The organism is Streptomyces sp. NPDC026301 (assembly GCF_055567935.1).
In genome coordinates this window covers 231,382-254,853 of record NZ_JBVHPN010000001.1, presented here as the reverse complement: position 1 = coordinate 254,853, position 23,472 = coordinate 231,382, and the positions used below count along the sequence as shown (strand labels likewise).

The window sequence follows — 23,472 nt, the reverse complement described above, 5'->3', positions numbered from 1 at the left end:
ACACGAAAAGATCGTATGACCGGTCAGCCGTGCCGCCGGGCGGGCTAGCGGCCGTCGGCGGTCAGCAGGCCGAGTACGCAGCCGGCCAGGGCGCAGGCGGACAGCGCGGCCGTCACCGCCAGGCACAGCACCCGGTGGCGCAGCGCTCGGTACCGGGTGGCGTACTCCTCCTGGAGCTCCGCGCAGCGGTGCCGGATCCGTTCCAGGTAGCGGCGGGTGAGGGCGAGCCGGTCGTCCGTGTACTGGCGGATGACCTCTTCGCGCTGCGCCGTGGTGAGCCAGGGCATCCGGTCCGCGAACGCCGCGGCCTCGGTCCGGGCCCGCTCGGCCTCCGTCCAGCACAGCAGATAGCCCTCCAGCCGGCCGAGGCCGGCGTCGGCCGCGCGCTCGTCCGGGCCGTACTGCGGGTTCATTTCTCCCCCGTGCCGCCGCGCAGCGAGGTGTCCGGGTCCTCGTCCAGCATGTCCCTGCGCCCGGTGGCCTCGGCCTGGTCCAGCATGGCGACGCCGGGGTGGTGCAGGTCGAAGGCGGGGGACTCGGAGCGGACCCGGGGCAGCGTCTCGAAGTTGTGCCGCGGCGGCGGGCAGGACGTCGCCCACTCCAGGGACCGGCCGTAGCCCCAGGGATCGTCGACCGTGATCCTCGGCGCGTACCTGGCGGTCCGCCACACGTTGTACAGGAACGGCAGAGTCGAGACGCCCAGGAGGAAGGCGCCGATGGAGGAGACCGTGTTCAGGGCGGTGAAGCCGTCGGCCGAGAGGTAGTCGGCGTAGCGGCGGGGCATCCCCTCGGCGCCCAGCCAGTGCTGGACGAGGAACGTGGTGTGAAAGCCCACGAAGAGCGTCCAGAAGTGGATCTTCCCCAGCCGTTCGTCGAGCATGGTGCCGGTGAACTTGGGCCACCAGAAATGGAATCCGCCGAACATGGCGAAGACCACCGTGCCGAACACGACGTAATGGAAATGCGCGACCACGAAATAGCTGTCGCTCACGTGGAAGTCCATCGGGGGAGAGGCGAGGATGACGCCGGTCAGTCCGCCGAAGAGGAAGGTGAGGAGAAAGCCCAGGACCCACAGCATGGGCGTCTCGAACGACAGGGAGCCGCGCCACATCGTGCCGATCCAGTTGAAGAACTTCACCCCGGTGGGCACCGCGATCAGGAAGGACATGAACGAGAAGAACGGCAGCAGCACGCCGCCGGTGACGAACATGTGGTGCGCCCACACGGTGACCGAAAGACCGGTGATCGAGATGGTCGCCGCGACCAGTCCGATGTAACCGAAGATGGGTTTACGGGCGAACACCGGGATGATTTCGGTGACCACACCGAAGAACGGCAGGGCGATGATGTAGACCTCGGGATGCCCGAAGAACCAGAACAGATGCTGGTACAGCAGCGCGCCGCCGTTGCCGGGATCGTAGATATGGGCCCCGAATTTCCGGTCCGCCGCGAGCGCCAGCAGGGTCGCGGCCAGGACGGGGAAGGCCATCAGGACGAGCACGCTGGTCAGCAGCACGTTCCAGGTGAAGATCGGCATCCGGAACATCGTCATGCCGGGCATCCGCATGCAGATGATCGTGGTGATGAAATTGACGGCGCCGAGAATCGTGCCGAATCCGGAGAGCGCCAGGCCCATCACCCACATGTCCCCGCCGACCCCCGGTGTCCGGGTGGCGTCGGACAGTGGCGTATAGGCGAACCATCCAAAATCGGCCGTGCCGCCCGGCGTCACGAACGACGCCACCGCGATCAGCGAACCGAAGAGGAAAAGCCAGTAGGACAGCATGTTCAGGCGGGGGAACGCCACGTCCGGCGAGCCGATCTGCAAGGGCATGATGGCATTGGTGAAACCGGCGAAGAGCGGGGTGGCGAACATCAGCATCATGATGGTGCCGTGCATGGTGAACGCCTGGTTGAACTGCTCGTTGGAGAGGATCTGCAGGCCCGGGCGCGCCAGTTCGGCACGCATGGAAAGCGCCAGCAGCCCCCCGAACAGAAAGAAGATGAAGGCCGTCACCATGTAGAGAGAGCCGATCTTCTTGTGGTCCGTGGTGGTCAGCCACGTCACCACCACGGCGCCTCTCGTGCGACGGGGGGTTTCTCGGACCATCGGCTGATCCGGGCGCTCCGTCTGCGTCGTCACGACGCCACTCCCTTTCCGCTCCCATGGGTACACGGCTGGTATACGGCACCGGCCGAAAGCAGCCGTGCCATTGGGCCGTACGTGGGAGAGGGGAATCCGTCCCGGCCAGGGAGCCCCCGGGAACCGGTCGGGCGTCAGGCGTCGGGCGTCAGGCGTCGGGGATCAGCGCATGTTCGACGACCTCCCTCGCCACCTCCCGCAGGCGCCTGCCGCGGCGGCGGGCGTGGCCGCGCATCACCTCGAACGCCTCGTCGACGCTGACCCCCATGCGGTGCGCCAGGAAGCCCTTGGCCTGTTCGATGGCGATACGGCTCTGCAGCGCGGTGCGCAACTGGTCGTTGACCCTGCGGTAGGTGATCAGGGCTTCCTGGTGGCACAGGCTGACGGCCACGACGTGGGCCAGCGCCTGGCCCAGCCGCACGTCCGGCTCGGGCACCGGAGCGGAGCCCGTACGCAGCAACAGCAGACAGCCGTCGGCCTGCCGCCGGTGGGTCAGCGGGACCGCGCTGGCGAAGCGGTACCCGGCGGCGAGGGCCTGCTCGGTGAAGGCGGGCCAGCGCGGGGCGGTGGAGAGCAGGTCCACCGAGACGACCGGGGAGGTCGTGCGGTAGGTCTCCCGCGCGGGTCCCTCCAGCGCCGCGATGGTCAGCAGGTCGGTGAAGGCCGGGTCCGGCTCGCTCGCGGCGACCGGCTGCAGCCCCTCGCCGGGCGGCGCCCACAGCACCGCGGCGGCGGAGACGTCCAGCAGCTGCACGCACCGGGTGGCGAACCGCTGCAAGTAGCCGGTCGTGTCGAACGCCTGCCCGTAGGAGGCGTCGGCCAAGTCCACGAAGACGTCGGCCAGGAACTGCTCGCGACCCATGATCATCCTTACGGCCGTGAAGAGGGAGGAGGACGGTCGTCCGGCAGGCAGGGGGTGACGAACACGCGGTCGGCCCTGACGCCTCCTCGGGCAATGCCGCGCACCGTGCGCATCCACTCGGTAACAGCACTCTCACAGGGTCCCGCACCGGCCGCGCGCCATGACTATGACTCGGACACGTACCGTGCCGTCCGAGCCATCCGGCGCCCGGAGCCGGGCCTCCCGCTACGGTCCCTCCGGGCGGGCCCGCCCCGTACCGGGCCAGCCGGAATGCCAAGGGGACATGCCACGAGGTCCGCCGCGTCCGTCGTGCCCGACGTACGAACACGCAGGCAAAGATGGCTCGGACAGTCCCGGCCCTCTTGAACCGTCGGAAGTTCCCCGTTCACTCCTTCCCGCCCACCACGGACTTGTCGGCCAGCCGCCCGCTCTCGTAGCAGAGCCGGTAGGCGTCGGAGGCGAACACGCCCGTGTTGTAGTACGCGCAGCGCCGGCCGCGCGGCGCGGGCGGTGCGTCGTCCGGCGGCCCGTCGCTCGTGAAGGCCGGCAGCCGGTCCTCCACGGCCCGCTCGTCCTGGCCCACCCGCAGCCGGTCGTACGCGGCGCGGTCCAGCACCGAGAAGGACGAGCTGACCAGGCTGACCGGGATCATCAGGAGCAGGATGCCGGCGAGGGCCGCCAGTGGCGCCACGACGGTCTGCGTCAGCCGCCGCCGCACCTGAAGGCGGGCCCGCTCCAGCTCGCGGGCGGACGTACTGCGGGGTGCTCCGGAGCCGGGGCCGGCGGCGGGGTTGGGGTCGGGTCCGGAGTCGGGTCCGGCGGCGCGCGCGTCCGCGACCGTCCCCGCGCCCGCACCCGTCGGCAGTTCGGCCGCGACCTCGAAGCCGCCCTCCGGGGTCGGCCCCGTCCGGAGCGTGCCGCCCGCCAGCCGGACCCGTTCGTCCAGGCCCACCAGCCCGGCGCCGCCCGAGGCCACGCCGGGCGGCGGCGCATCCGCGGCGGCGGGCTCATTGACCACCGCGACGGACAACGTGCCGTCCGCGCGGTCGATTCGTACCCGCACCGCGCCGCCCGGCGCGTGCTTCGCCGCGTTCGTCAGGGACTCCTGGACCACGCGGTGCACGGCGAGGCCGACCATCGGCGACAGCCCGTCCACTGCACCTGTGCGGGCCACGCGGTCCGCTGCGTCCGCGCGGGCCACGCCAGCCACTTCCCCCGTGCGGGCCACGCCGTCCGCTGCCTCCGTGCGCGCCAGGTGGATGTCGACGCCGGACTTCCGTGCCCGTTCGACCAGCGCTTCCACGGTCTCCTCCGACGGGACCACCGGCGCCTGTTCGTCGTCCGCGCGCAGTACGCCGATGATCTCCCGCAGCCGTTCGGTGGCGGCGCCCGCCGCTGCCCGGAGCTCGCCGACGGCCGCCTGGTGGCGGGCGTCCAGCGACGGGTCGACCTCCAGGGCGCCCGCGCGCACCGCGAGCAGCGTCAGCTCGTGCCCGAGCGAGTCGTGCATGTCGCCCGCGATCCGGGCCCGTTCGCGTATTCGCGCGCGGTCGGCGACGGCCTGCTGCTCGCGCTCCATCCGGTCGGCCAGCCGCCAGCCGCTGCCGACCAGCTCGGCGTACTGGCGCCGGAGGCGGCCCAGCAGCCAGGGCAGCACCGCACACGGCAGCAGCACCAGCAGCATCTGGGGCCAGCCCCACAGATCGTGGCCGATGATCGCGCAGAGCGGCAGCCCGGCCACCGCGACCGCCGCGAAGAACCACAGGGCCGGGCGGATCTCCGCCATGCGGCGCCCGGCCAGGTAGGCGAAGGTCGCGAGCGCCGGCCAGTACAGCGGACTCAGCAGCTCCACGCTCTGCGCGAGACCCAGCGCGACCGGTACCCCGAGCGCTGCCAACGGCCGGCGGCGGCAGAGCAGTACGGCCACGGCGAGCAGCGGTACGGACGCGAACGCGACGAACAGCGGCCGCCCGGGCGGGAACTCGAAGAGGGCCACGGCCGGCGGTGCGGTCACTGCGGACCACAGCACCAGGTCGTAGGGGCGCGGGAGCCAACCGGTCATGCTGCTCATGCCGTCCAGGATCGCCGATGCCCCGCCTCCCGCGCCCCTGACGAAAGTCATCAAAAACGCGGGATATCAGTCCTCTTGGACGACCCCGGCCTCGTACGCGAGGATTGCCGCCTGCACCCGGTTCCTGACGTCCAGGTGGGCGAGGATCTGGCTGACGTACGCCTTCACGGTCCCCTCGACCACGTGCAGCCGGCGGGCGATCTCGGCGTTGGACAGACCGGCGCCGACCAGGGCGAGCACATCCCGTTCGCGGCCGGTCAGGCCCTCGATGCGCGCCCGGGCGCCGGCCTGCTTGCCGAGCTGCCCGGAGTCCAGCCGGTTGATCACCCGGCTGGCGATGGCGGGGGAGAGGTAGGCGCCGCCCTCGGCGACCGCCTGCACGCCGGCGATCAGCTCGCGCGGATCGCCGGACTTCAGCAGGAACCCGGCGGCGCCGGAGCCGAGCGCGCTCGCGATGTACTCGTCCTCGGAGAACGTCGTGAGCATCACCACCGCGCTCCCGGGCGCGACCCGGCGCAGTTCGGCGGCGGCCTGCAGGCCGTCCAGGCGCGGCATCCGGATGTCGAGCAGACACAGGTCCGGGCGGTGCTTGAGGGTGAGCGCCACGGCCTCGTGCCCGTCGGACGCCTCGGCGACGACCTCGATGTCCTCGGCCGTACCGAGGATGGCCCGGATCCCGGCCCGGATCATCGCCTCGTCGTCCGCCAGCAGCACTCGGATCATCGTCTCCCCCGTTTCCGTACGTGCACAGAGCGGGCCCACGCTACCGCCTGCGTAACCCCTCGGACGCTGACGAAAGTGCCGTACCACCGCTGACGAAGGACCCCTGACCGGCCCCTTCCCCGCTCCCTAAGGTCTGAGCACTACCGCGCCGCCGCGACGTCTGAGCTTCGCGCGCGCTTCACCCGGCGCACACCCCGCGCGCCGACACTTCGACCGCCCCCCGAATAACCGTCCCCCGAACAACCCGAATAAAGGGAAAGACGCCATGTCCCGTACCGCCGTGCCGCGCCGCCTTCTGATGTGCGCGCCCCGCCACTTCGACGTCACGTACTCCATCAACCCCTGGATGGAGCCCGAGAAGCCGGTCGACGGCGGGCTCGCCCTCGCCCAGTGGGAGCAACTGCGCGCCCTGTACCGGGAGCTGGGCCACACCGTGGAGGTCATCGAGCCGGCCGACGGGCTGCCCGACATGGTCTTCGCGGCCAACGGCGCCACGGTCGTGGACGGCAGGGTGCTGGGCGCCCGCTTCCGGCACGAGAAGCGCACCGCCGAGGGGCCGCTGTACCTCTCCTGGCTGCGCGCCCACGGCTTCACCGAGACGTACTGGCCCGAGCACGTCAACGAGGGGGAGGGGGATTACCTGCTGGTCGGCCGCCGACTCCTGGCCGGTACCGGCTTCCGCACCGACCCCCGCTCGCACGCCGAGGCGCAGGAGTTCTTCGGCGTGCCGGTCACCGGCCTGACCCTGGTCGACCCGCGCTTCTACCACCTGGACACCGCGCTCGCCGTGCTCTCCGAGGACGAGGTCATGTACTACCCGGAGGCGTTCACGCCGGGCAGCCGGGCGGTACTGCGCGAGCTGTTCCCCGACGCGCTCCTCGCGACGGCCGAGGACGCGGCGGTGTTCGGCCTCAACGCGTTCTCCGACGGCCGCCACGTGCTGCTGCCGGAATCCGCGACGGGGCTCGTCGCGGGGCTGCGCGAGCGAGGGTTCGAGCCGATCGGCGTGGACCTCACCGAACTCCTCAAGGCCGGCGGCAGCGTCAAGTGCTGCACCCTGGAGCTGCGCGAGGGGTGACACCCGGACCGGCGAGCCGCCGGGCCGCCGAGCGGCAGCGGTAGGCACGGGCCCAGCAATGGCCGGTTCGGCCATTGCGACGTGCCGCCAAGAGGACTGCTATTGCACCAGCACCTGTCGCACGAGGTGGGAGGCGGGGAGACCGGGGAGTCCCTCGAACCACAACGGCAACTGCTCTCCGAATGTGCCGAGTCCCAGCACGTCCGGTCAACAAGGCACCTCGCAACACAGCACCGCTCAACACAGCACCGCTCAACCCAGTGCATGCCTGGAACCGGGTGGACGAGCCGAACTGGCAATCGAACCCCGGCCTCGTAGAGCCGTCCCATGAACCATCGCACGCGCCGGCCGACAACAGGGAGAGATCATGCCCGAGACGGAACCCAAGACGTCGCAGCGAGAGACGGGATCCAGGACGGTCAGCGAGGGAGCTCGCCGTGCTGCCGAGTCCAAGCGCGCCTCGCCGTCTGAATCGCGTGCGCAAACAAGTGACGGCAACATCGGTGTCGTGATGGCCGGGGCCGGCGCCCGCGGGGCATACGAGGCCGGGATGCTGGCGACGCTCCTGCCGAAGCTTGACGAGCGTCGCCAGCGGCCGGGGGTGTTCGTCGGCACCAGCGCAGGGGCCCTCAACGCGGCGCTCTTCGCCTCGCTCGCCCACCTGCCCGCGCAACAGGCCGCCGATGAGGCACTGAAGGTGTGGCGGGGGATAACGAAAAACCAGGTCTTCGAGCCGTTCCTGCCCAGGGCCGTGCCGGTGGTCCTCAGGCAGTACCTCGCCGGGCTGCTGAACCCGTCCCGCGCCTCGCTGTCCGCTCTGCTCGATACCGCTCCGCTGCGGAAGACCCTGCAGAAGAAGCTGGATTGGCGTCAGCTGCACGACAACCTGCAGAACGGGACGGTACAGGCCGTGGCGGTGGCCACCACGGCGTGCTACAGCGGCCGCACCGAAATCTTCGTGGAGGGGCCGCGAGCCGACCGGCTGCCGCCGAGCGACGCCGACCGGGCGGTGGACTACACCCGGGCCGTCCTCACCGAGGAGCATGTGCTGGCATCCGCCGCGATCCCCGTGGCGTTCCCGCCGGTTCGCATCGGGTTGGCCGGTGGCTGGTACATGGATGGCGGTGTGCGGCTCAACGCACCCATCAAGCCGGCGATCGAGCTCGGCGTGAGCCGAGTCGCGGTCATCGCGACCGCGCCCGTGCGATACCTTCCCCAGCCCCGCGGGATAGGGGAGACCGAGCCGTCCATCCTGGACGATTCTGCCCAGATCCTGAACGGGCTGATGGCCGATCGCATGATCGAAGACGTCCGCACCCTCGGCAAGATGGACGAATTGATCAAGTCCAGCAAACCGGTGAAGAGCCCGCGCGGGCGCGACTACGAGGTCATCGACTACCTCTTCGGAGGGCCGGCCCCCGGTCAGTACGGACAGCTCGGTGAACGTGCCGCATACGTCCTGGATACCTATTTCCGCGGGATCCGCCGTCTGCAGAATCTGGACCTGAGTTTCCTCGCCACCCTGCTCGGCCCTGGACACAGTCGTGGCGAGCTGCTCAGCTACGTGCTTTTTGAACCGGAATTCATCAACGAGGCAATCAAGTTGGGCCAGCAAGACGCACAACTGATCCTCAGCAACGCGGAGGAGCGCGAGGGCGAACTCCTGTGGCGCAACGACGCCGTCAGCGCCGCCTAGGTCGTGTCCGCAACGTCCCGCCGTCCGCCCGCCCGGATGGCGGGACGGCGGGACGGGGCCTGCCCGAAACGCCCTAGGCCCCTTCGGGCGGCTCGTCCGGAGCATCGTCCGGGCCCCCGTGGCTGCCCGTGGGCATGGCCGGGTGGCGGCCGAGGAGGAAGACGCCGGTCACTACCGCTGCCAGGCCCAGGAGTTCGCCCGCCAGTGCGGCGGGGGTGACGCGGATGCGGTCGCCGAGGAAGCCGATGCCGCAGGCGATGCCGGCCAGTGGTTCGGCCGCGGTCAGTGCCGGCAGGGACATCCGCAGCGGCCCGGCCTCGAAGGCGCTCTGGACCAGCATCAGGCCCGTCACGGCCAGCACCACGATCAGGTACGGCTCCCAGCTCAGCAGCATCCTCCCGAGGCCGTGGTCCTCCGCGATCGAGCTGGACACGCGGGTCAGCGCGTCCTGGAGGCCGTACAGCACACCCGCGGCGGCGGCCAGCAGCGGCGGTTCCTCCACCAGGCGCACATGACGGGCCGTCAGTACCAGGAGCAGCGCGATCGCGAGGACGCCGCCGAAGACGATCCAGTGCCGCAGCGTGCCGGTGTGGGCGGGCCCGCTGTACGGGCTTCCGGCGATGATGAAGGCCGCCACGCCGCCGCTGAGCAGGAGCACGCCGGCCCAGCCCGACCAGCCCAGCCGCTCCCCGCTGAGCCACCGGGCCAGCACCATGGCGAACAGCAGGTTGGTGGCCAGCAGCGGTTCGACGCGGGACAGGTCGCCTTGGCTCAGCGCGAGCACGCTGAAGATCTGCCCGACGATCATGCAGCCGATCCCGGCGAGCCACAGCGGTACCTTCATCAGGTCCAGCAGCAGCCGGAAGCTGAGCATGTCGGTCAGCGGCGCTTCCCGTGCCGCGTGCTGCTGCAGGACGAAGCCCAGCCCCAACAGGCAGGCGGCGAGGACACCGTAGAGGTACAGCATGCTTCACCGCACCGGGGGGCGGCCGGCGGGCGGCTGCTCGGCCGAGGGCACCCGGGCGGCCTCACGCAGCGCCGCTTCCCCCTTGAGCAGCGGGGAACGGGCCAGTACCAGCGCGGAGCCGGCGATCAGCGCGCCGCCGGCGACGGCCGGCACCACGTACCAGCCGCCGCGCACGTGCTCCGCGAAGGCGAGGGAGCCCCACAGGATGGCCACCAGCGGGTCGGAGAGGGTCAGTCCGGGCTGGGCCGCGAGCAGGTTGCCGGCGTGCAGCGCCGACTGGAGGAGGAACATCGCGAGGATGCCCGCCGCGACCATCGCGTACAGCTGCCAGGCCGCGAACACCGCGGTCAGGCCCTCCTCCTCGCGGCCCATCGCGCCCTTCATGAAGGCGGCCGTCAGCCCGAACTGGCAGCCGGCGGCGACACCGAAGGCGGCGGCCCTGCGGCTGGCGCCGCCCGGGAGCGCCGGAGACTGGCGGCGGCCCCACTCCACGGTGGCGACGACGACGAGGAGGTTCGCGCCGACGCCCACCGTCCACGCCTGCCAGCCCGCCTCCTCGCCGTTCCCGGGGGCGGGCGAGAGGAAGTACAGCAGGGCGGCCAGCCCGCCGGTCATGCCCACGGCGGACAGCCACTCGCGGTGGTGCAGCCGGGTGTGGAACACCCGCGACGCCAGCAGCAGCGTCACCGGCAGCTCGATGACGAGGATGGGCTGGACGACCGACAGGCTGCCGGTCGCCAGCGCGGCCGCCTGCAGGACGAAGCCGAGGATCACGCAGAGGAAGCCGGCGAACCACACCGGGCGGCGCAGCAGGTGCAGGATCAGCTGCGGCCGCAGGCTGTCCTCGCCCGGCAGGTCGCGGCTGGCGCGCCGCTGCAGCACCGAGGCGGCCGCATTGGCGCAGGCGGCGAGCACGGCCAGGAGGTAGCTCAGCACGACGTCCTTCCTCGGTCGTCCTCCTGGAGAGGACGGATCGGGCGGCCCCTCAGGCGAAGCGCGTGGCCAGCCGCCGGAACAGGGCCGGGGCGAGGCCCTTGAAGCGGGCGGGGAACTGCAGCCAGCCGGGGACGAAGACCTCGCTGCGCTCGTGCGCCACCGCGTCCCAGACGGCGTCGGCGACCCGGGCCGGGGCGATCGGCCGCGGCCGGGAGCGCTGGTAGGGCGCGCCTCTGCGGGTGAAGAAAGGGGTGTTGACCGCGCCGGGCACCACCACCGACACCCGCACCCGGCTGCCGGCCAGTTCGTACCGCAGGCTCTCGGCGAAGGCCGCGACGGCCGCCTTGGCCGCCGAGTAGACGGCCTCCTCGCGTACTCCCACGGCGCCCGCGATCGACCCCACGAAGAGGAGGTGTCCGCGGTCGCGGCGCACTATGTGGGGGAGCACCCGGCGGGTCAGGTGCATGACGGCCGCAAGGTCCACCGCCAGTACCTCGTCGATGGCGGCCGGCGGCATGGCCGTGAAGGGGCCGGCCCAGCCGATGCCGGCCCCGGCGATCAGGACGTCCACGCCGCCCGCCACGTCGAAGGCGCTGTCGACCAGCTGCCCGCAGCCCGCCGGGTCGGCCAGGTCGCAGGGGAGGGCCGTGGCCCCGCAGCGGTCGGCGATCCGGCCCAGGCGCTCCTGGTCACGGCCGTTCAGCAGCAGCTGCCAGCCGCCCTCGGCGGCGAACCGGGTGGCGACGGCCGCGCCGATGCCGGACGAGGCGCCGGTGATCAGCGCCACCGGTGCGCCGGTCCGGTGCGCCCGTGGGGCGGGGCCGTGGCGCCCGGGCCGGTCCTCCGGGAGTACAGGACTGTGCGGCAGCGGTCCCGCGGCTTCCACAGGAGACCTCCTCCGGGCTGGGGCTCACCCTCTATGTCCTGATACCAGATCCGGACCAGCATGACATGACTTTCGTGATGATCCGGGCAATTGCCACCTCGGGCGTCACCACCCCGTGTCGGTGCCGTGGTCCCGCAGTGGACCCACCGTGAGGCCCTGGTGGCGGCAGCGCTGCACCAGTACGGGCAGCGCCTGGAGTGTGGCGCGCCAGGAACCGGGCGTCGACGTGCGGTCGCTGTCGTGCAGCAGGACGGTCGCGCCGCCCTCCAGTCGGCGCTCCACGGTGCGCACGACCGCGGCGGCATCGGCCTCCGCCACCCAGTCACGCGCCCACACGGACCACAGCACGGTGCGCAGCCCGAGGCGGTGCGCCGCGGCCCACCGGTCGCCGGTGAGGATGCCGTAGGGCGGCCGGTACCACCGGGGCCGCACTCCGCAGATGTCGGTGGCCGCCCGGACGGCCCGGCGCAGCTCGCGCAGTTCACGGGCCGGCGCGGGCCACCACGGTCTGCGGTGGTCCCAGCCGTGCAGCCCCACCTCGTGCCCGCGCGCCACGATGTCCCGCCCCACCTCGGGCGCTTCGGCCAGTGCCGCGCCCAGCAGGAAGAAGGTCGCCCGCACGCCCAGGCCGTCCAGCGCGTCGAGGAAGCGCGGCGTGCTCGCGCGGTCGGGGCCGTCGTCGAAGGTCAGCGCGACGTGCCCCGGATGGCCCTGGCCGTCGAGACCGGGGAAGAGGACGCGCCGTACGGGTGGCAGCCAGGTCCCGGCCGGGACGATGTGCAGCGCGGCCGCCGCTGTCGCGGCCGCGCCCGCCGCCTGCCACGCGGCGGGACCGAGCGGAGGACGGTCGATGCGCATGCCGTCCAGTATGGTCGCGTACGTCATGGAATGCTCGGGAAGGGCACCCGGACCGGGGCGGTGGACACGTGGGCGGACGATTCGTCATCCTCAGCGCCGGCATGGGGGCCGGTCACCACGCGGTGGCCGGAGAACTCGCGCACCGGCTGACCGGCCGCGGCCACCAGGCCGAGACCCTGGACGTCCTCGACCTGCTGCCGGCCGGCACCGGCGCCGCCCTGCGCGGCTTCTACGCCGCCACCGTGCGGCACGCGCCCGCGCTCTACGACGCGATCTACCGCGCCTACTTCGCGCCCCGCCCGCCCGCTGGGCCCGGCCGTCCGCAGCTGGGCCCCGCCGACACCTCGCCGGTCGTCGCGCCCGCCGCCAAGGAGCTGCGGCGCCGCCTGGCCGGCGCGGAGCCCGACGCGGTGATCGCCACCTTCCACCTCGCCGCGCAGGTCAGCGGCCGGCTGCGGGACGCCGGGGCGCTGCGCTGCCCGAGCGTCGTCGTGCTCACCGACTTCGCCGTGCACCGCCAGTGGCTCCATCCCGGCAACGACCTGCACCTCTGCCCGACCCGGGAGACCGCGCAGGAGATCGGCCGGCTCGGCGGCCGGGGCGCGGAAGCGGTCGGCCCTGTGGTGCCCGCCGCGTTCCGCACCGCGCCGCCCCCGTCCCGTACCGCCTTCTTCGCCCGCCGCTTCGCGGCCCGGGCCCCCGGCCGCACCCCGGTCCTGCTCTCCGCCGGGGCCTGGGGCGTGGCCTCGCACCTGGCGCACACGGCGGCGCTGCTCCGCGACGGCGGCTACCTGCCGGTGGTGATGTGCGGCCGCAGCCGGTCGCTGCGACGGCGGATCGGCCGGGTGCCCGGGGCCGTGGCGCTCGGCTGGGTGGCGGACGTACCGGCCCTGATGGCGGCGGCGGGCGTACTGGTGGAGAACGCGGCGGGGCAGACGGCGGCCCAGGCGCTGGCGGCCGGGCTGCCGGTGGTGAGCTACCGGCCGATCCCCGGACACGGCGCGGCGGGGGCCCGCCGGATGGCGGCCGCCGGCCTGTCGGGCCACGCCCGCGACCCGGCGGACCTGCTGCGCGTACTCGACGGCCTGACCCGCGAAGGGCCGGTGCGGGAGGCCCGGATCGCCGCCGGGCGGGCGCTGTTCCGGGCCGATGCCGCGGACGCCGTCCTCGCGGCATCGGGCTGCGCGGACGGCGTGCCCTCGGGGTGGCGGGATACCGGCCCTCGGGAGAAACCGAACGGGGGCAGATCGCCTTCGGAGCGATAGCGTGAGGCCGCATAACGGGGCCCATCCGCTTATTCGAGGCGGAAAGGGTGATTCCGTCATGTCGGGAGGATATTCAATGTTCCCCACCGGAAAAGGTCCCAAGTTACCGATCCCCAACCCGCTCGAAGCGGTTTCCAAGAGCGTCACCGGCGCCATGGCCGACGGGCTGGCCCTCGCCCAGGCAGCGGCCATCACGACGCAGGCGGCCACCGCCCTCACCCGCGCGCCGGGCATCGACGACTGGTCGGCGCGCCCGGACGAGGACCACCCGCGCCCGGTCGTCCTGGTCCACGGCACCTTCGGCAACGCCGAGACCTACTGGCTGACCGTCGCCCCCGTCCTCGCTGCCGCCGGATACAGCGTCTTCCGGCTCGACTACGGGGCCGATCCGCGGGTACCGCTGGTCCACGGCATCGCGTCGATGGAGGAGTCGGCGGCGGAGCTGGCCGCCTACGTCGACCGGGTGCTGGAGTCCACCGGGGCCGAGAAGGTCGACATCATCGGGCACTCGCAGGGCGGCATGCTGCCGCGCTACTACCTGAAGTACCTCGGCGGCGCCGCCAAGGTGCACCATCTGATCGGCCTGGCCCCGAACAACCACGGCACCACCGGCAACGGCATCGCCGCGCTCATGAAGCAGTACCCGGCCACCATCGAGCTCACCAACCTGGCCGTGCCCGCGTGCACCGAACAGCACAAGGGCAGCCCCTTCATGAACAAGCTCAACGACGGCGCAGACACCGTCGACGGCGTGCGCTACACCGTCATCGCGACCAAGTACGACGAGGTGGTCACGCCCTACACCTCGTGCTGGCTGAAGGGCCCGAACGTCCGCAACGTCCTTCTGCAGGACCTGTGCGTCGCCGACCTGAGCGAACACAACGCCATCGTCTACTCGCCGTACGCCATGCGGGAAGTACTGCGCGCCCTCGGCCCGGGGAAGCCGAAGAAGACCGCGCCCGCGGCCACGCCGAAGCCCGCGCCCGCTCCGTAGCGGGGAACGCAAGGGTCAGGTGCCCGCGTGCAGCGCGGGCACCAACTCCTCCGCAATCTCCGCCAGTTGGGACCGCTGCGCGGCCGGATCCAGCGAACCGATCCGTACGATGAGGTGCCGGGCCCCGGCCCGGACGTACCCGCCGAGCCATTCCGCGCACTCCGCCGCACTGCCGTACCCGTACGCCTGGAACCCCGCCATCTCCGCCAGCGAGCGCCCGTAGTACGCCTGCGTGTACGCGTCCAGCTCCTTGCGTGCCGCCGCCCGGTCCGGGCCGACCGCCAGCGTCGCGTACAGCCCCGGCGCGATGTCGCCCGGCGACCGCCCCCGCTCCGCGGCCAGTTGCCCGATCCGCTCCCAGGCCCGCGCGTACGCCGCCGCCTCCGGGAGGAACGGCAGCCAGCCGTCGTACAGTTCGGCCGTGCGCGCCAATACCCGCGGGGTGTCGCTGCCGGCCAGCCAGAGCGGCGGCCCGCCGGGCGTGGCCGGGGACGGCAGCCGCGCCGCATCGCCCGGCCGGGCGCCGTCCGCGCCGGCACCGCCGCGCCACACCTCCCGCCACCGCCGTACCGTCTCGTCCAGACGCCTGAACCGCCCGGTGTACGGCACGCCCACCGCCGCGAACTCCGCCTCCGTCTCCGCCACGGGGAAGCCCGCGCCGAGCGCGGCCACCAGCCGCCCGGCCGCCGCCCGGTCCAGGCTCGCGAGCTGGTGCGCGCCGAGCAGCGGGTGCCGCAGGGCCGCCGTGAAGGCCGCCGTGCCCAGGGTGATCCGGGTCGTCACGGCGGCGGCCGCGGCGAGCACCACCACCGGGTCGAGGCGGGGCCGGGCGAGCAGCGAATCACCCGTCCACAGCGAGTCGTAGCCCAGCCGCTCCGCCTCGCGGGCGAAGTCCAGCAGCGGGGCGACGGCGTGGTCGCCGTTGATCGCCGCCTCCCGGGTCGGCAGCAGGACGCCGACCCGCAGCCGGTGTCCTTCGGTGTGGTCCTGGTGTTCCTCGGTGCTCATGCCGTGGTCTCCCGTTCCTGACGTGCCCTCAATTGACCTGGCGTTCCCGGCCCTGCCACAGCGGATCCCGCAGGGCGCGGCGCAGCACCTTGCCGTTGGGGTTGCGCGGCAGCGCGTCCAGGAACGCGTACGCCGTGGGGATCTTGAAGTCGGCGAGCCGGCCGCGCAGGAAACGCAACAGCTCCCGCGGGGTGGCCTGCTGTTCCGCGCGCAGCACCACGTACGCGTGCACCGCCTCGCCCCAGCGCTCGTCCGGGCCTCCGACCACGGCCGCCTCGGCCACCGCCGGATGGTCGGCGAGCGCGTTCTCGATCTCGGTGGGGTAGACGTTCTCGCCGCCGACGATGATCGTGTCGTTGATGCGGTCGCAGAGGAACAGATAGCCGTCGGCGTCCAGCCGGCCCGCGTCGCCCATGCGCACCCAGCCGTCCCGCACCGTCTCCCGGGTGGCCGCCGGCTGCCGGTGGTACCCCAGCATGCGGGCGGGGGAGCGGACCCAGACCTCGCCGACCGCGCCGGGCGGCAGGGCCGCGCCGTCCGCGTCGGTGACCTTGAGGTCGATCCCCGGGTACGCGCGCCCGGCCGCGCGCAGCCGCGGACTGTCCGGTACGTGGTCGGCGGGCGGCAGGCAGGCGGCGAAGTTGCCGGTCTCGGTGCTGCCGTAGATCTGGACGAACTCACAGCCCAGCGTCGCCAGGCAGCGCTGCAGCAGCGCGCCGGAGATGGGCGCGCCGCCGTACACCATCTTCCGCAGGGAGCGGAAGGCGGCGAAGGTCGCGCCCGGCTCGTCGAGCAGCATCTGGAGCATGGCGGGGGTCACCAGGCCGTGGGTGATGCCGAGTTCGCCGATCTGCCGCAGTACGTCGGCGGGGACGAACATCGGCATGCTGACCATCGTCGCCCCGGCGACGAAGCCCTGCATCGCGTAGGACAGGCCGCCGATGTGGAAGCCGGGCATGCCGACCAGGCACCGGTCGCCGGGCTGCCACTCCACCCAGTCGCAGCCGTGCCGCCGGACGGCCTCCTCGACGCCGAAGAAGCTGCGGTGCGCCAGCACCACGCCTTTCGGGAGCCCGGTGGTGCCGCTGGTGTAGATCTGCGCCACGGCGTCGTCGGGGCCCGGGCCGGGGCCGGCCGCGGGGGAGAGCCCGTCGTCCGGATGGCCCGCCTTCCAGGCCAGGAAGCCCGAGCGGCGGTGCTCTGCGGTGTCCAGGGGCACCACCCCGCGCAGCCGCGGCAGGTCCGCCGCCAGCTGCCCGGCGACCACCAGCCGCTCCCGTTCGGCGAAGAGGAGTTCGGTGTCGGAGTCGCGGAGGATGTGCGCGATCTCGTCGCGGGTCAGCCGCCAGTTGACCGGTACGAGGACGGCGCCGGTCTTGGCACAGGCCAGCGCGGTCTCGTAGAAGTGCTCGGACTCCTTGCCGAGGTAGGCCACCCGGGAGCCGGGGCCGAGCCCTGCGGCGCGGAGCGCGTGCGCGGTGCGATTGCTCTCGCGGTGCAGCTCCCTGTAGGTGACGCTGCGGTCCTCGCAGAGGATGGCGGGCCGGCCGGGGTGGTCGGCGGCCCGGCGGGCCGCGACCGCGTCGAGCGTCCGCGGGTGGACGGTGGTCTGCGGAGGGGTGAGCGTGTCGTCGTTCATCACAGGCCCTCTCGGGACAGCTGCCGGTCGAGGAAGTCGGTGAGCCGCCCGACGGAGGGGTGATCGAAGGTGACCGAGGCGGGCAGCGGCACGCGCAGCGCGGTCTCCAGCGCGTTCTTGAGCTCCACGGCGGCGAGCGAGTCCAGGCCCAGTTCCAGGAACACCGCGTCCGGTTCCACGTCGTCGGTGCTCTCGAAGTGCAGCATGTCGGCGATGCGGGCGCGCAGATACGTGTTGAGCGCCGCCCTGCGTTCGTCCGCGGGCAGGGCCAGGAGAGCGTCGGCGTCGAGCCCGGGCCGGGCGGTGCCCCCCGACTCGCGCACCAGGTGCCGGTACAGGCTGTGCGGGAACGCCCGGCCCGCCGCGTACCGGTCCCAGTCGCACGCCGCGGCGACGACCTGGGGAGCGGGCTGCCCGAGCAGGGCGACCAGTGCGTGCATCCCGTCCGCCGGGTGCAGGAAGGCGACGCCCTGGTCCTGGAGCCGTCGGGCGAGCGGCGCGTCCAGCCGGGCCGACATGCCGACCTCGGCCCACGGGCCCCAGTTGACGGTCAGTCCGGGCAGGCCGTGGCCCGCCCGCCAGCGCAGCAGCCCGTCCAAGTAGGCGTTGCCCGCCGCGTAGTTGGCCTGTGCGGGGCCGCCGAGCACGGCGGCCACGGAGGAGTAGCCCACGAAGAAGTCCAGCTCCGGGAAGGACGTGGCCGCCTCGTGCAGCAGCCACGAGCCGTAGACCTTGGGCCGCAGTACCGTCTCGATGTCCTCCCAGGTCAGCGCGGACGCGGGCAGGTCGTTGAGGACGCCGGCCGCGTGCACGATGCCGCCCACCGGATGCGGGCACTGCTTCAGCTCCGCGGTGATCCGCTCGACGTCGGCGGGCTCGGCGATGTCCGCCTTCAGGACCGCGACCTCGACGTCCTTCCCGAGTTCGGCCGCGAGCGCCGCCGCCTCGGCGGCGGGCAGTCCGGCGCGGCCGACCAGCGCCAGATGGCGCGCGCCGAGCTCGACGAGCTTGCGGGCGGTCACCAGCCCCAGCCCGCCCAGGCCGCCGGTGATCAGGTACGTGCGGTCGGGCCCGACCGCGAACGGCCTTACGGCCCTGGCGCGTTCGTCCGCGAAGCGCAGCACCAGCTTGCCGGTGCTCGCACCCCGGCTGAGTGCCGAGAACGCCTCCTCGGCCTCGTCGAGCGAGTAGACCGTGGCGGGAACGGGCTTCAGCCGTCCGTCGGCGAGCTGCTCGACGACGGTCCGCAGGATCTGCCGGGTGTGCGCCCGTGCCTCGGCCTCGGGACGCTCGCCCAGGTCGAAGTGGTGGTACGTCACGTCGGGGCGTACCTCGCGTACCTGCTCCGGGGTCCAGGAGCCGACCTTGCCCAGCTCGACGAACCGTCCGCCCGGGGCCAGGCAGCGCAGACCCGCCGGGATGAACTCCTTGTTCAGGCTGTTCAGCACGGTGTCCACGCCCGCGCCGCCGGTGGCCGCGAGCACCTCGTCGGCGAAGTCCAGGGTCCGGGAATTCATGACGTGCCGGATGCCCTGGGCGCGCAGCAGCGGCCACTTGGCGGGGCTGGCGGTGGCGTACACCTCGGCGCCGGCCGCCTGCGCGAGCTGGACCGCGGCCTGCCCGACGCCGCCCGCCGCGGCGTGGATCAGTACCCGGTCGCCCGGCTTGATCCCGGCCAGCTGGTGCAGGGCGTAGTGCGCGGTGACGAAGACCGTCGGCACTCCGGCCGCCTCGGCCATGGTGAGGCGGTCCGGCTTGCGCACCGCCAGCTCCGAGGAGACGGTCAGGGTGCTCGCCATGCAGCCGACCGCGTTCACCACCACCTCGTCTCCGGGCCCGAAGGCCGCGTCCGGCCCGGCCGCGATCACCGTCCCCGCGCATTCGAACCCCAGCGGCTGCGCCCGGTACGTCCCGCCGGTGTCCTCGGCGTGCTGCTTGAGCAGGCCCAGAGCGTTGAGCACGTCCTTGAAGTTCAGCCCCGCGGCGTGCACCGCGACCTGGATCCGGTCGCCCGTGGGCGGGACGGCCTCGGCCGGCTCCGGCCGGACGTCCGCGAACGAGCCGTACTCCTTGATGGCCAGCCGGACGGGGGCGTCCCGCCGGCCCGCGGGATCGAACGGGTGCAGCCGCCGTACGTGGCGGTGCCCGCCCCGGTACGCCACCTGGAACTCCCCGGTGTCCCGCGCCGGCAACTCGTCCAGCAGCGCCCCCGCCGCGCCGTCCGCATCGCTGCCGCCGGGCAGGTCGACCAGGGTGACGCGGTAACCCGGGTACTCGTGCCACAGCGCCTGCCCGAAGCCCCACAACGTGGCCGCCGCCGACGGCCCGGCCCCGCGCGGTGCCTCCTCCGGCAGCAGCTGGGCGCCCTCGGTGACCAGCCACAGCCGCCCGCCGTGCCCGAAGCCCGCGCGCTCCAGCGCGCCCAGCACCGCGAGCAGGTCGCGGTAGTTGCGCCGGCACTCGGCACGCAGCGCCGCCACTCCGTCGCCCTCGCCGGGCCGCCAGAACCAGCACACATCGGTGGGCCGCCGGTCGGCCAGCAGATCGGCGAGGTCATCAGGTCCGGTGGCGTACGCCAGTTCCGTACCGGTCTCCGCGGCCCGGGCGGCCAGCGGCGCCCGCTCCGCCTCGCCGCGGTTCAGCACCACGACGCGGCGCGGCTCCCCGGACCCGGCCCCAGGACCGGTCAGCGAGCGCTTGACCCAGCGCGGTTCGTGGTAGAGGTGGGCCGGACGCCCGCTCCCGGCCGCCGTGTTGGCCACCCGCTTCAGGCCCAGTCCGGTCAGTTCGAAGACCGGCCGGTCGCCCTCCAGCAGCACGACGTCCGCCGCCAGGTCCACCTCCTGCGCGGCCCCGGGCGGTACCGGGACGAGCCTGGCCAGCGTCCGCAGCTCCGCCGACTTCGGCTTCTTGAACAGCCGCAGCCGTCCGAACCGCACCGGCAGGTAGGTCTCCCCGGCGTCATTGAGGAGGGCCATGGCGTGCAGTGAGCTGTCCAGCAGGGCCGGCGGCAGCTGTTCGGCCGCGCCCGTCCGCGTGCCGCGCAGCTCGCCCACGGTGAGCCGGCCGTCGTACCGGCGGGCCCGCACCAGGCGGCGGAACTCCGGGCCGTAGTCCACCCCGGCCGCCGACATCCCGGCGTACAGCTCCTCGCTGCTCATCTCCGCCGCCGCCTCGCCTGCTCCGGCCGCCTCGGCGGCCCTGGCGCACAGCTCGGTACCGGCCCTGGTGAGCGCCGTACCGGGCGCCGCGGGCAGGCCCAGGACCGCGGTGGCGTGGCAGCGCTCGAAGGCCCCGCCCCGGCCCGCGACCCGGGTCACGATCTCGGCCGTCGCCGTGCCGTCCGGCCGGGACCGCAGCCGCGTGCGCAGCTCCGTGACCCGGTCGGTGGCGAGGAAGACGGGCTCCAGGATCGCCACGTCCGTCACCGGCCGGCAGGTCTCCCCGTACACCGCGTCCTGAAGCGCGAGCAGCACTTCCAGATAGGCCGCGCCGGGGAGCACGACCTGCCCCATGATGACGTGGTCCGCCAGGTACGCGGGGTGCTTGGCATTCACCCGGGCGGCGAACTCCCGCACGCTGTCGCCGAGTTGCTCCTCGGTGGTGCTCTCCTCGCCCAGCAGTGGATGGTGCTGCTGCCCGGCCGCGGCGGCCACCGCGCCCCGATTCCGCCCGCGCGGGACCGGGAGCCAGTACGGCTTCCGGTCGAAGGCGTACGGGGGCAGGGTGACGGGCCGGCCGGCGGTGCCGCGGTGGAAGCCCGCCCAGTCCACCGGGAAGCCGGCCGTGTAGAGCCGGGCGAGGGAGGTCAGCAGTACGTTGCCGTCCCCGTCGGCCCGGTGCAGGCCGCCCAGCCACAGGTGGTCACCGGCCGGTACGCACTGCCGGGCCAGGGAGGTGAGCGTCGAGGCGGGGCCGATCTCGACGCACGCGTGCCCGCCGCGCCGGGCGACCGTGCGCATGCTGCCCGCGAAGTCCACGGGCGCGCCGATGTGCCGGACCCAGTACTCCGGCGTGGTCAGCTCCCCGGCCCTGGCGACGCGCCCGGTGATGTTCGAGACGAGGGGCAGTCGCGGCTCGTGGAAGTTGAGGTCCTTCAGCTCGTGCCGGAAGGCGTCCGCCACCTCGGCCATGAGCGGTGAGTGGAACGCGTGCGATACCGGCAGCTCGCGCACGTCGTGACCTTCCTTGCGCAGGTACGTGCACACCTCGTCCAGGGTCCGCCGGCCGCCGGAGATCACGCTTTGGCGGGGCGCGTTGCGGCAGGCGACGGCGAGATCGGCGTGGCCGTCCAGGAAGGGGGCGAGTTCGTCCGCAGGCAGCGGCACCTGGGCCATGCCGCCGGGCGCGGTGACCGACTGCATCAGCCGGGCCCGCGCCGCCACCAGCGCCACCGCGTCCTCCAGGGAGAAGACCCCCGCGACGGCCGCCGCGGCGATCTCGCCGATGCTGTGGCCGACCAGGACGTTCGGGCGTACGCCCCAGGACAGCCACAGGTGTGCCAGCGCGTACTCCAGCGCGAACAGTGCGGGCTGGGTGTGCACGGTCCGGTCGATCGCGACGCCGTCCCCGTCGGCGCCGGTCACCAGGTCCTTCACCGACCGGCCCAGGTGCGGCGCGAACAGCCGGTCGCAGGCGTCCAGACGCTCCCGGAAGAGCGGGTGGCGGGCGTACAGTGCCCGGCCCATGCCCGGGTACTGGCTGCCCTGGCCGGTGAACAGGAACGCGACCTTGCGCACGCCGCGCCCGCCGTCGGCGCCGCCGGCGCCCGGTCCGGCGTCGCGCGCCGCCCAGTCGCCGAGCAGCTTCGTCAGCCCGGCGCGGTCGCGGACGACTCCGGCGCGGCGGACGGGGAGGTGGGCGCGGCCGAGCGCGGCGGTGCGGCACAGGTCGGCGACCGGGGCATCGGGGTGGTCCGCGACGTACTCCCGGCAGCGCTCGATCTGGCGTTGCAGCGACGGGGCGCTCTTGGCGGACAGGGTGAGGACCTGCGGTGCGGCGTCGTCCTGCGGGGGCTCCGTGCCGGCCGCGGGCGGCGGCTCCTCGACCACCACGCAGCCGAGGGTGCCGGCGATGCCGAAGCCGTTCACCAGGGCGCGCCGCGGACCGCCGGCGGGCCACGGCGTGACCCGGGTCGGCACGGTCACCGGGCAGCTGTCCCAGGGGATGCGGGGCGACGGGGTGGTGAGGTGCAGATGCGGGTAGAAGACGCCCTCGCGCATCTGCAGCAGGACCTTGACGATGCCGCAGACACCGGCCGCGGACTCCAGGTGCCCGACGTTGGTCTTGGCCGAGGCGACCACCACCGGCGCGGCCGCGCTGTGGGAGGCCGCGAAGGTGTCGCTGATCGAGCCCAGTTCCACGGGGTCGCCCAGCGGGGTGCCCGTGCCGTGTGCCTCGACGTACTGGATGTGCTCGGGCCGCAGCCCGGCGTCGGCGATCGCGGCCCTCATCACGGCCTGCTGGGCGATGCCGCTGGGCGCGGTCAGGCCCGCGCTCTCGCCGTCCGCGCCCACGGCCGAGCCGCGCAGCAGCCCGAGGACGCGGTCCTCGTCGCGCAGCGCGTCGGACAGCCGCTTGAGCACCAGGACGCCGCAGCCCTCGCCGCGGCTGTAGCCGTCCGCGCTCTCGTCGAAGGTCTTGCAGCGCCCGTCGGCGCCGAGCATCCCCGCGCTGTTCAGGGCGGCCTGGATCAGCGGGTGATGGATCGCGTTGACGCCGCCGCACAGCGCAAGGTCGCACTCCCCGCGGCGCAGGCCCTGCGCGGCGAGGTGGGCGGCGGTGAGCGAGGACGCGCAGGCGGTGTCGACGCTCATGCAGGGGCCGCGCAGCCCCAGGAAGTACGACAGCCGCCCGGACACGGCGCTGTGCGCGTTGCCGGGGACCAGCGCGCCGGACAGTTCCTTCTCCGGTACCGCGGCCGTCTCCGTCATGTAGTCCATGGACATGACGCCCAGATAGACCCCGGCGCCGGTGTCCCGCAGGCCCGTCGGGTCGATGTTGGCGTCCTCCAGGGCGTGCCAGGCGGTCTCCAGCACCAGGCGCTGCTGGGGATCGATGTACGGGGCTTCCTTGGGGGATATCTTGAAGAACTTCGCGTCGAACCGGTCGAGCCCGTCGAGGAAATTACCCGCAGGCCGCTCCGTACTGTCCGCGGAAACCCACCGGTCCTCCGGAACGGGCCCCTCGGCGGACCGTCCCGCACGCAGGAAATCCGCGAATTCCGCGAGCGTTTCGTTTCCGCCGGGAAAACGCAGGCCCACTCCGACGACGGCTATCGGCTCGTCCGCGGTGTGCCGGATGTCCCCCGTGGCGGCCTCGGGCGTTTCTGACATGGCTGGTTCCT

At 73.0% G+C, this 23,472-nt stretch carries 16 protein-coding genes; 4 read left to right on the top strand and 12 right to left on the bottom strand.

Translation table 11 applies throughout. The features are described 5' to 3' along the window. Nucleotides 1–44: 44 nt before the first annotated feature. The 5 genes from ACZ4MH_RS01125 to ACZ4MH_RS01105 form a co-directional block, all read right to left on the bottom strand. Nucleotides 45–413: a hypothetical protein gene (locus ACZ4MH_RS01125; protein ID WP_351597999.1), complete on the bottom strand. Its 369-nt coding sequence runs from the start codon at nucleotides 411–413 to the stop codon at nucleotides 45–47. Beyond that, entirely contained in the window at nucleotides 410–2,110 is a 1,701-nt protein-coding gene (gene ctaD / locus ACZ4MH_RS01120; protein WP_351598030.1) for an aa3-type cytochrome oxidase subunit I, read from the bottom strand. Before ctaD ends, ACZ4MH_RS01125 begins: the two co-directional genes overlap by 4 nt. Nucleotides 2,111–2,291: 181 nt before the next feature. Beyond that, nucleotides 2,292–3,005, bottom strand: a complete 714-nt coding sequence (locus tag ACZ4MH_RS01115; protein ID WP_351598001.1) for a GAF and ANTAR domain-containing protein — start codon at nucleotides 3,003–3,005, stop codon at nucleotides 2,292–2,294. Between the two features lie 385 nt (nucleotides 3,006–3,390). Continuing rightward, complete coding sequence (locus ACZ4MH_RS01110) at nucleotides 3,391–5,076, bottom strand: sensor histidine kinase (protein WP_351598004.1); 1,686 nt, start codon at nucleotides 5,074–5,076, stop codon at nucleotides 3,391–3,393. A gap of 66 nt (nucleotides 5,077–5,142) precedes the next feature. Next, nucleotides 5,143–5,799, bottom strand: a complete 657-nt coding sequence (locus tag ACZ4MH_RS01105; RefSeq protein ID WP_351598007.1) for a response regulator transcription factor — start codon at nucleotides 5,797–5,799, stop codon at nucleotides 5,143–5,145. 265 nt (nucleotides 5,800–6,064) lie between these two features. Here ACZ4MH_RS01105 and ddaH point away from each other — a divergent pair, with 265 nt between their 5' ends. Both ddaH and ACZ4MH_RS01095 read left to right on the top strand, forming a co-directional pair. Next, entirely contained in the window at nucleotides 6,065–6,877 is an 813-nt protein-coding gene (ddaH, locus tag ACZ4MH_RS01100) for a dimethylargininase (protein WP_351598009.1), read from the top strand. Nucleotides 6,878–7,244: 367 nt separating this feature from the next. Continuing rightward, nucleotides 7,245–8,573, top strand: coding sequence for a patatin-like phospholipase family protein (locus tag ACZ4MH_RS01095; protein WP_351598012.1), 1,329 nt, complete (start codon nucleotides 7,245–7,247; stop codon nucleotides 8,571–8,573). 73 nt (nucleotides 8,574–8,646) lie between these two features. On the opposite strand, the gene ACZ4MH_RS01090 is transcribed toward ACZ4MH_RS01095, so the two are convergent. From ACZ4MH_RS01090 to ACZ4MH_RS01075, 4 genes are all read right to left on the bottom strand, one after another. Beyond that, the gene (locus tag ACZ4MH_RS01090; RefSeq protein WP_351598015.1) at nucleotides 8,647–9,540 is read right to left on the bottom strand and encodes a DMT family transporter; all 894 of its coding nucleotides are present in this window, start codon (nucleotides 9,538–9,540) and stop codon (nucleotides 8,647–8,649) included. A 3-nt stretch (nucleotides 9,541–9,543) separates the two neighbouring features. Further along, nucleotides 9,544–10,476 carry a DMT family transporter gene (locus ACZ4MH_RS01085; protein WP_351598017.1) on the bottom strand — a complete coding sequence of 311 codons (933 nt, stop codon included), beginning with the start codon at nucleotides 10,474–10,476 and terminating at the stop codon, nucleotides 9,544–9,546. A 49-nt stretch (nucleotides 10,477–10,525) separates the two neighbouring features. Then, nucleotides 10,526–11,362, bottom strand: coding sequence for an SDR family NAD(P)-dependent oxidoreductase (locus ACZ4MH_RS01080; protein ID WP_467753693.1), 837 nt, complete (start codon nucleotides 11,360–11,362; stop codon nucleotides 10,526–10,528). 105 nt (nucleotides 11,363–11,467) lie between these two features. Further along, a complete protein-coding gene (locus ACZ4MH_RS01075; protein ID WP_351598019.1) occupies nucleotides 11,468–12,247 on the bottom strand; it encodes a polysaccharide deacetylase family protein in 780 nt (259 codons plus the stop codon). Nucleotides 12,248–12,288: 41 nt separating this feature from the next. Here ACZ4MH_RS01075 and ACZ4MH_RS01070 point away from each other — a divergent pair, with 41 nt between their 5' ends. Both ACZ4MH_RS01070 and ACZ4MH_RS01065 read left to right on the top strand, forming a co-directional pair. Beyond that, nucleotides 12,289–13,485 carry an MGDG synthase family glycosyltransferase gene (locus ACZ4MH_RS01070; RefSeq protein WP_351598021.1) on the top strand — a complete coding sequence of 399 codons (1,197 nt, stop codon included), beginning with the start codon at nucleotides 12,289–12,291 and terminating at the stop codon, nucleotides 13,483–13,485. A 76-nt stretch (nucleotides 13,486–13,561) separates the two neighbouring features. Continuing rightward, complete coding sequence (locus tag ACZ4MH_RS01065) at nucleotides 13,562–14,479, top strand: esterase/lipase family protein (RefSeq protein WP_467753690.1); 918 nt, start codon at nucleotides 13,562–13,564, stop codon at nucleotides 14,477–14,479. Nucleotides 14,480–14,494: 15 nt separating this feature from the next. Here the strand turns inward: ACZ4MH_RS01065 and ACZ4MH_RS01060 are convergent, their stop codons facing one another. Genes ACZ4MH_RS01060 through ACZ4MH_RS01050 form a run of 3 tightly spaced genes read right to left on the bottom strand, consistent with a single transcriptional unit; the run spans nucleotide 14,495 to nucleotide 23,461 of the window. Further along, nucleotides 14,495–15,487, bottom strand: coding sequence for an LLM class flavin-dependent oxidoreductase (locus tag ACZ4MH_RS01060; RefSeq protein WP_467753688.1), 993 nt, complete (start codon nucleotides 15,485–15,487; stop codon nucleotides 14,495–14,497). Between the two features lie 28 nt (nucleotides 15,488–15,515). After that, nucleotides 15,516–17,126 carry a long-chain-fatty-acid--CoA ligase gene (locus ACZ4MH_RS01055; RefSeq protein ID WP_351599508.1) on the bottom strand — a complete coding sequence of 537 codons (1,611 nt, stop codon included), beginning with the start codon at nucleotides 17,124–17,126 and terminating at the stop codon, nucleotides 15,516–15,518. Then, nucleotides 17,126–23,461 carry a type I polyketide synthase gene (locus ACZ4MH_RS01050; RefSeq protein WP_351599507.1) on the bottom strand — a complete coding sequence of 2,112 codons (6,336 nt, stop codon included), beginning with the start codon at nucleotides 23,459–23,461 and terminating at the stop codon, nucleotides 17,126–17,128. The genes ACZ4MH_RS01055 and ACZ4MH_RS01050 overlap by 1 nt, the downstream gene beginning before the upstream one ends. Nucleotides 23,462–23,472: the final 11 nt, after the last annotated feature.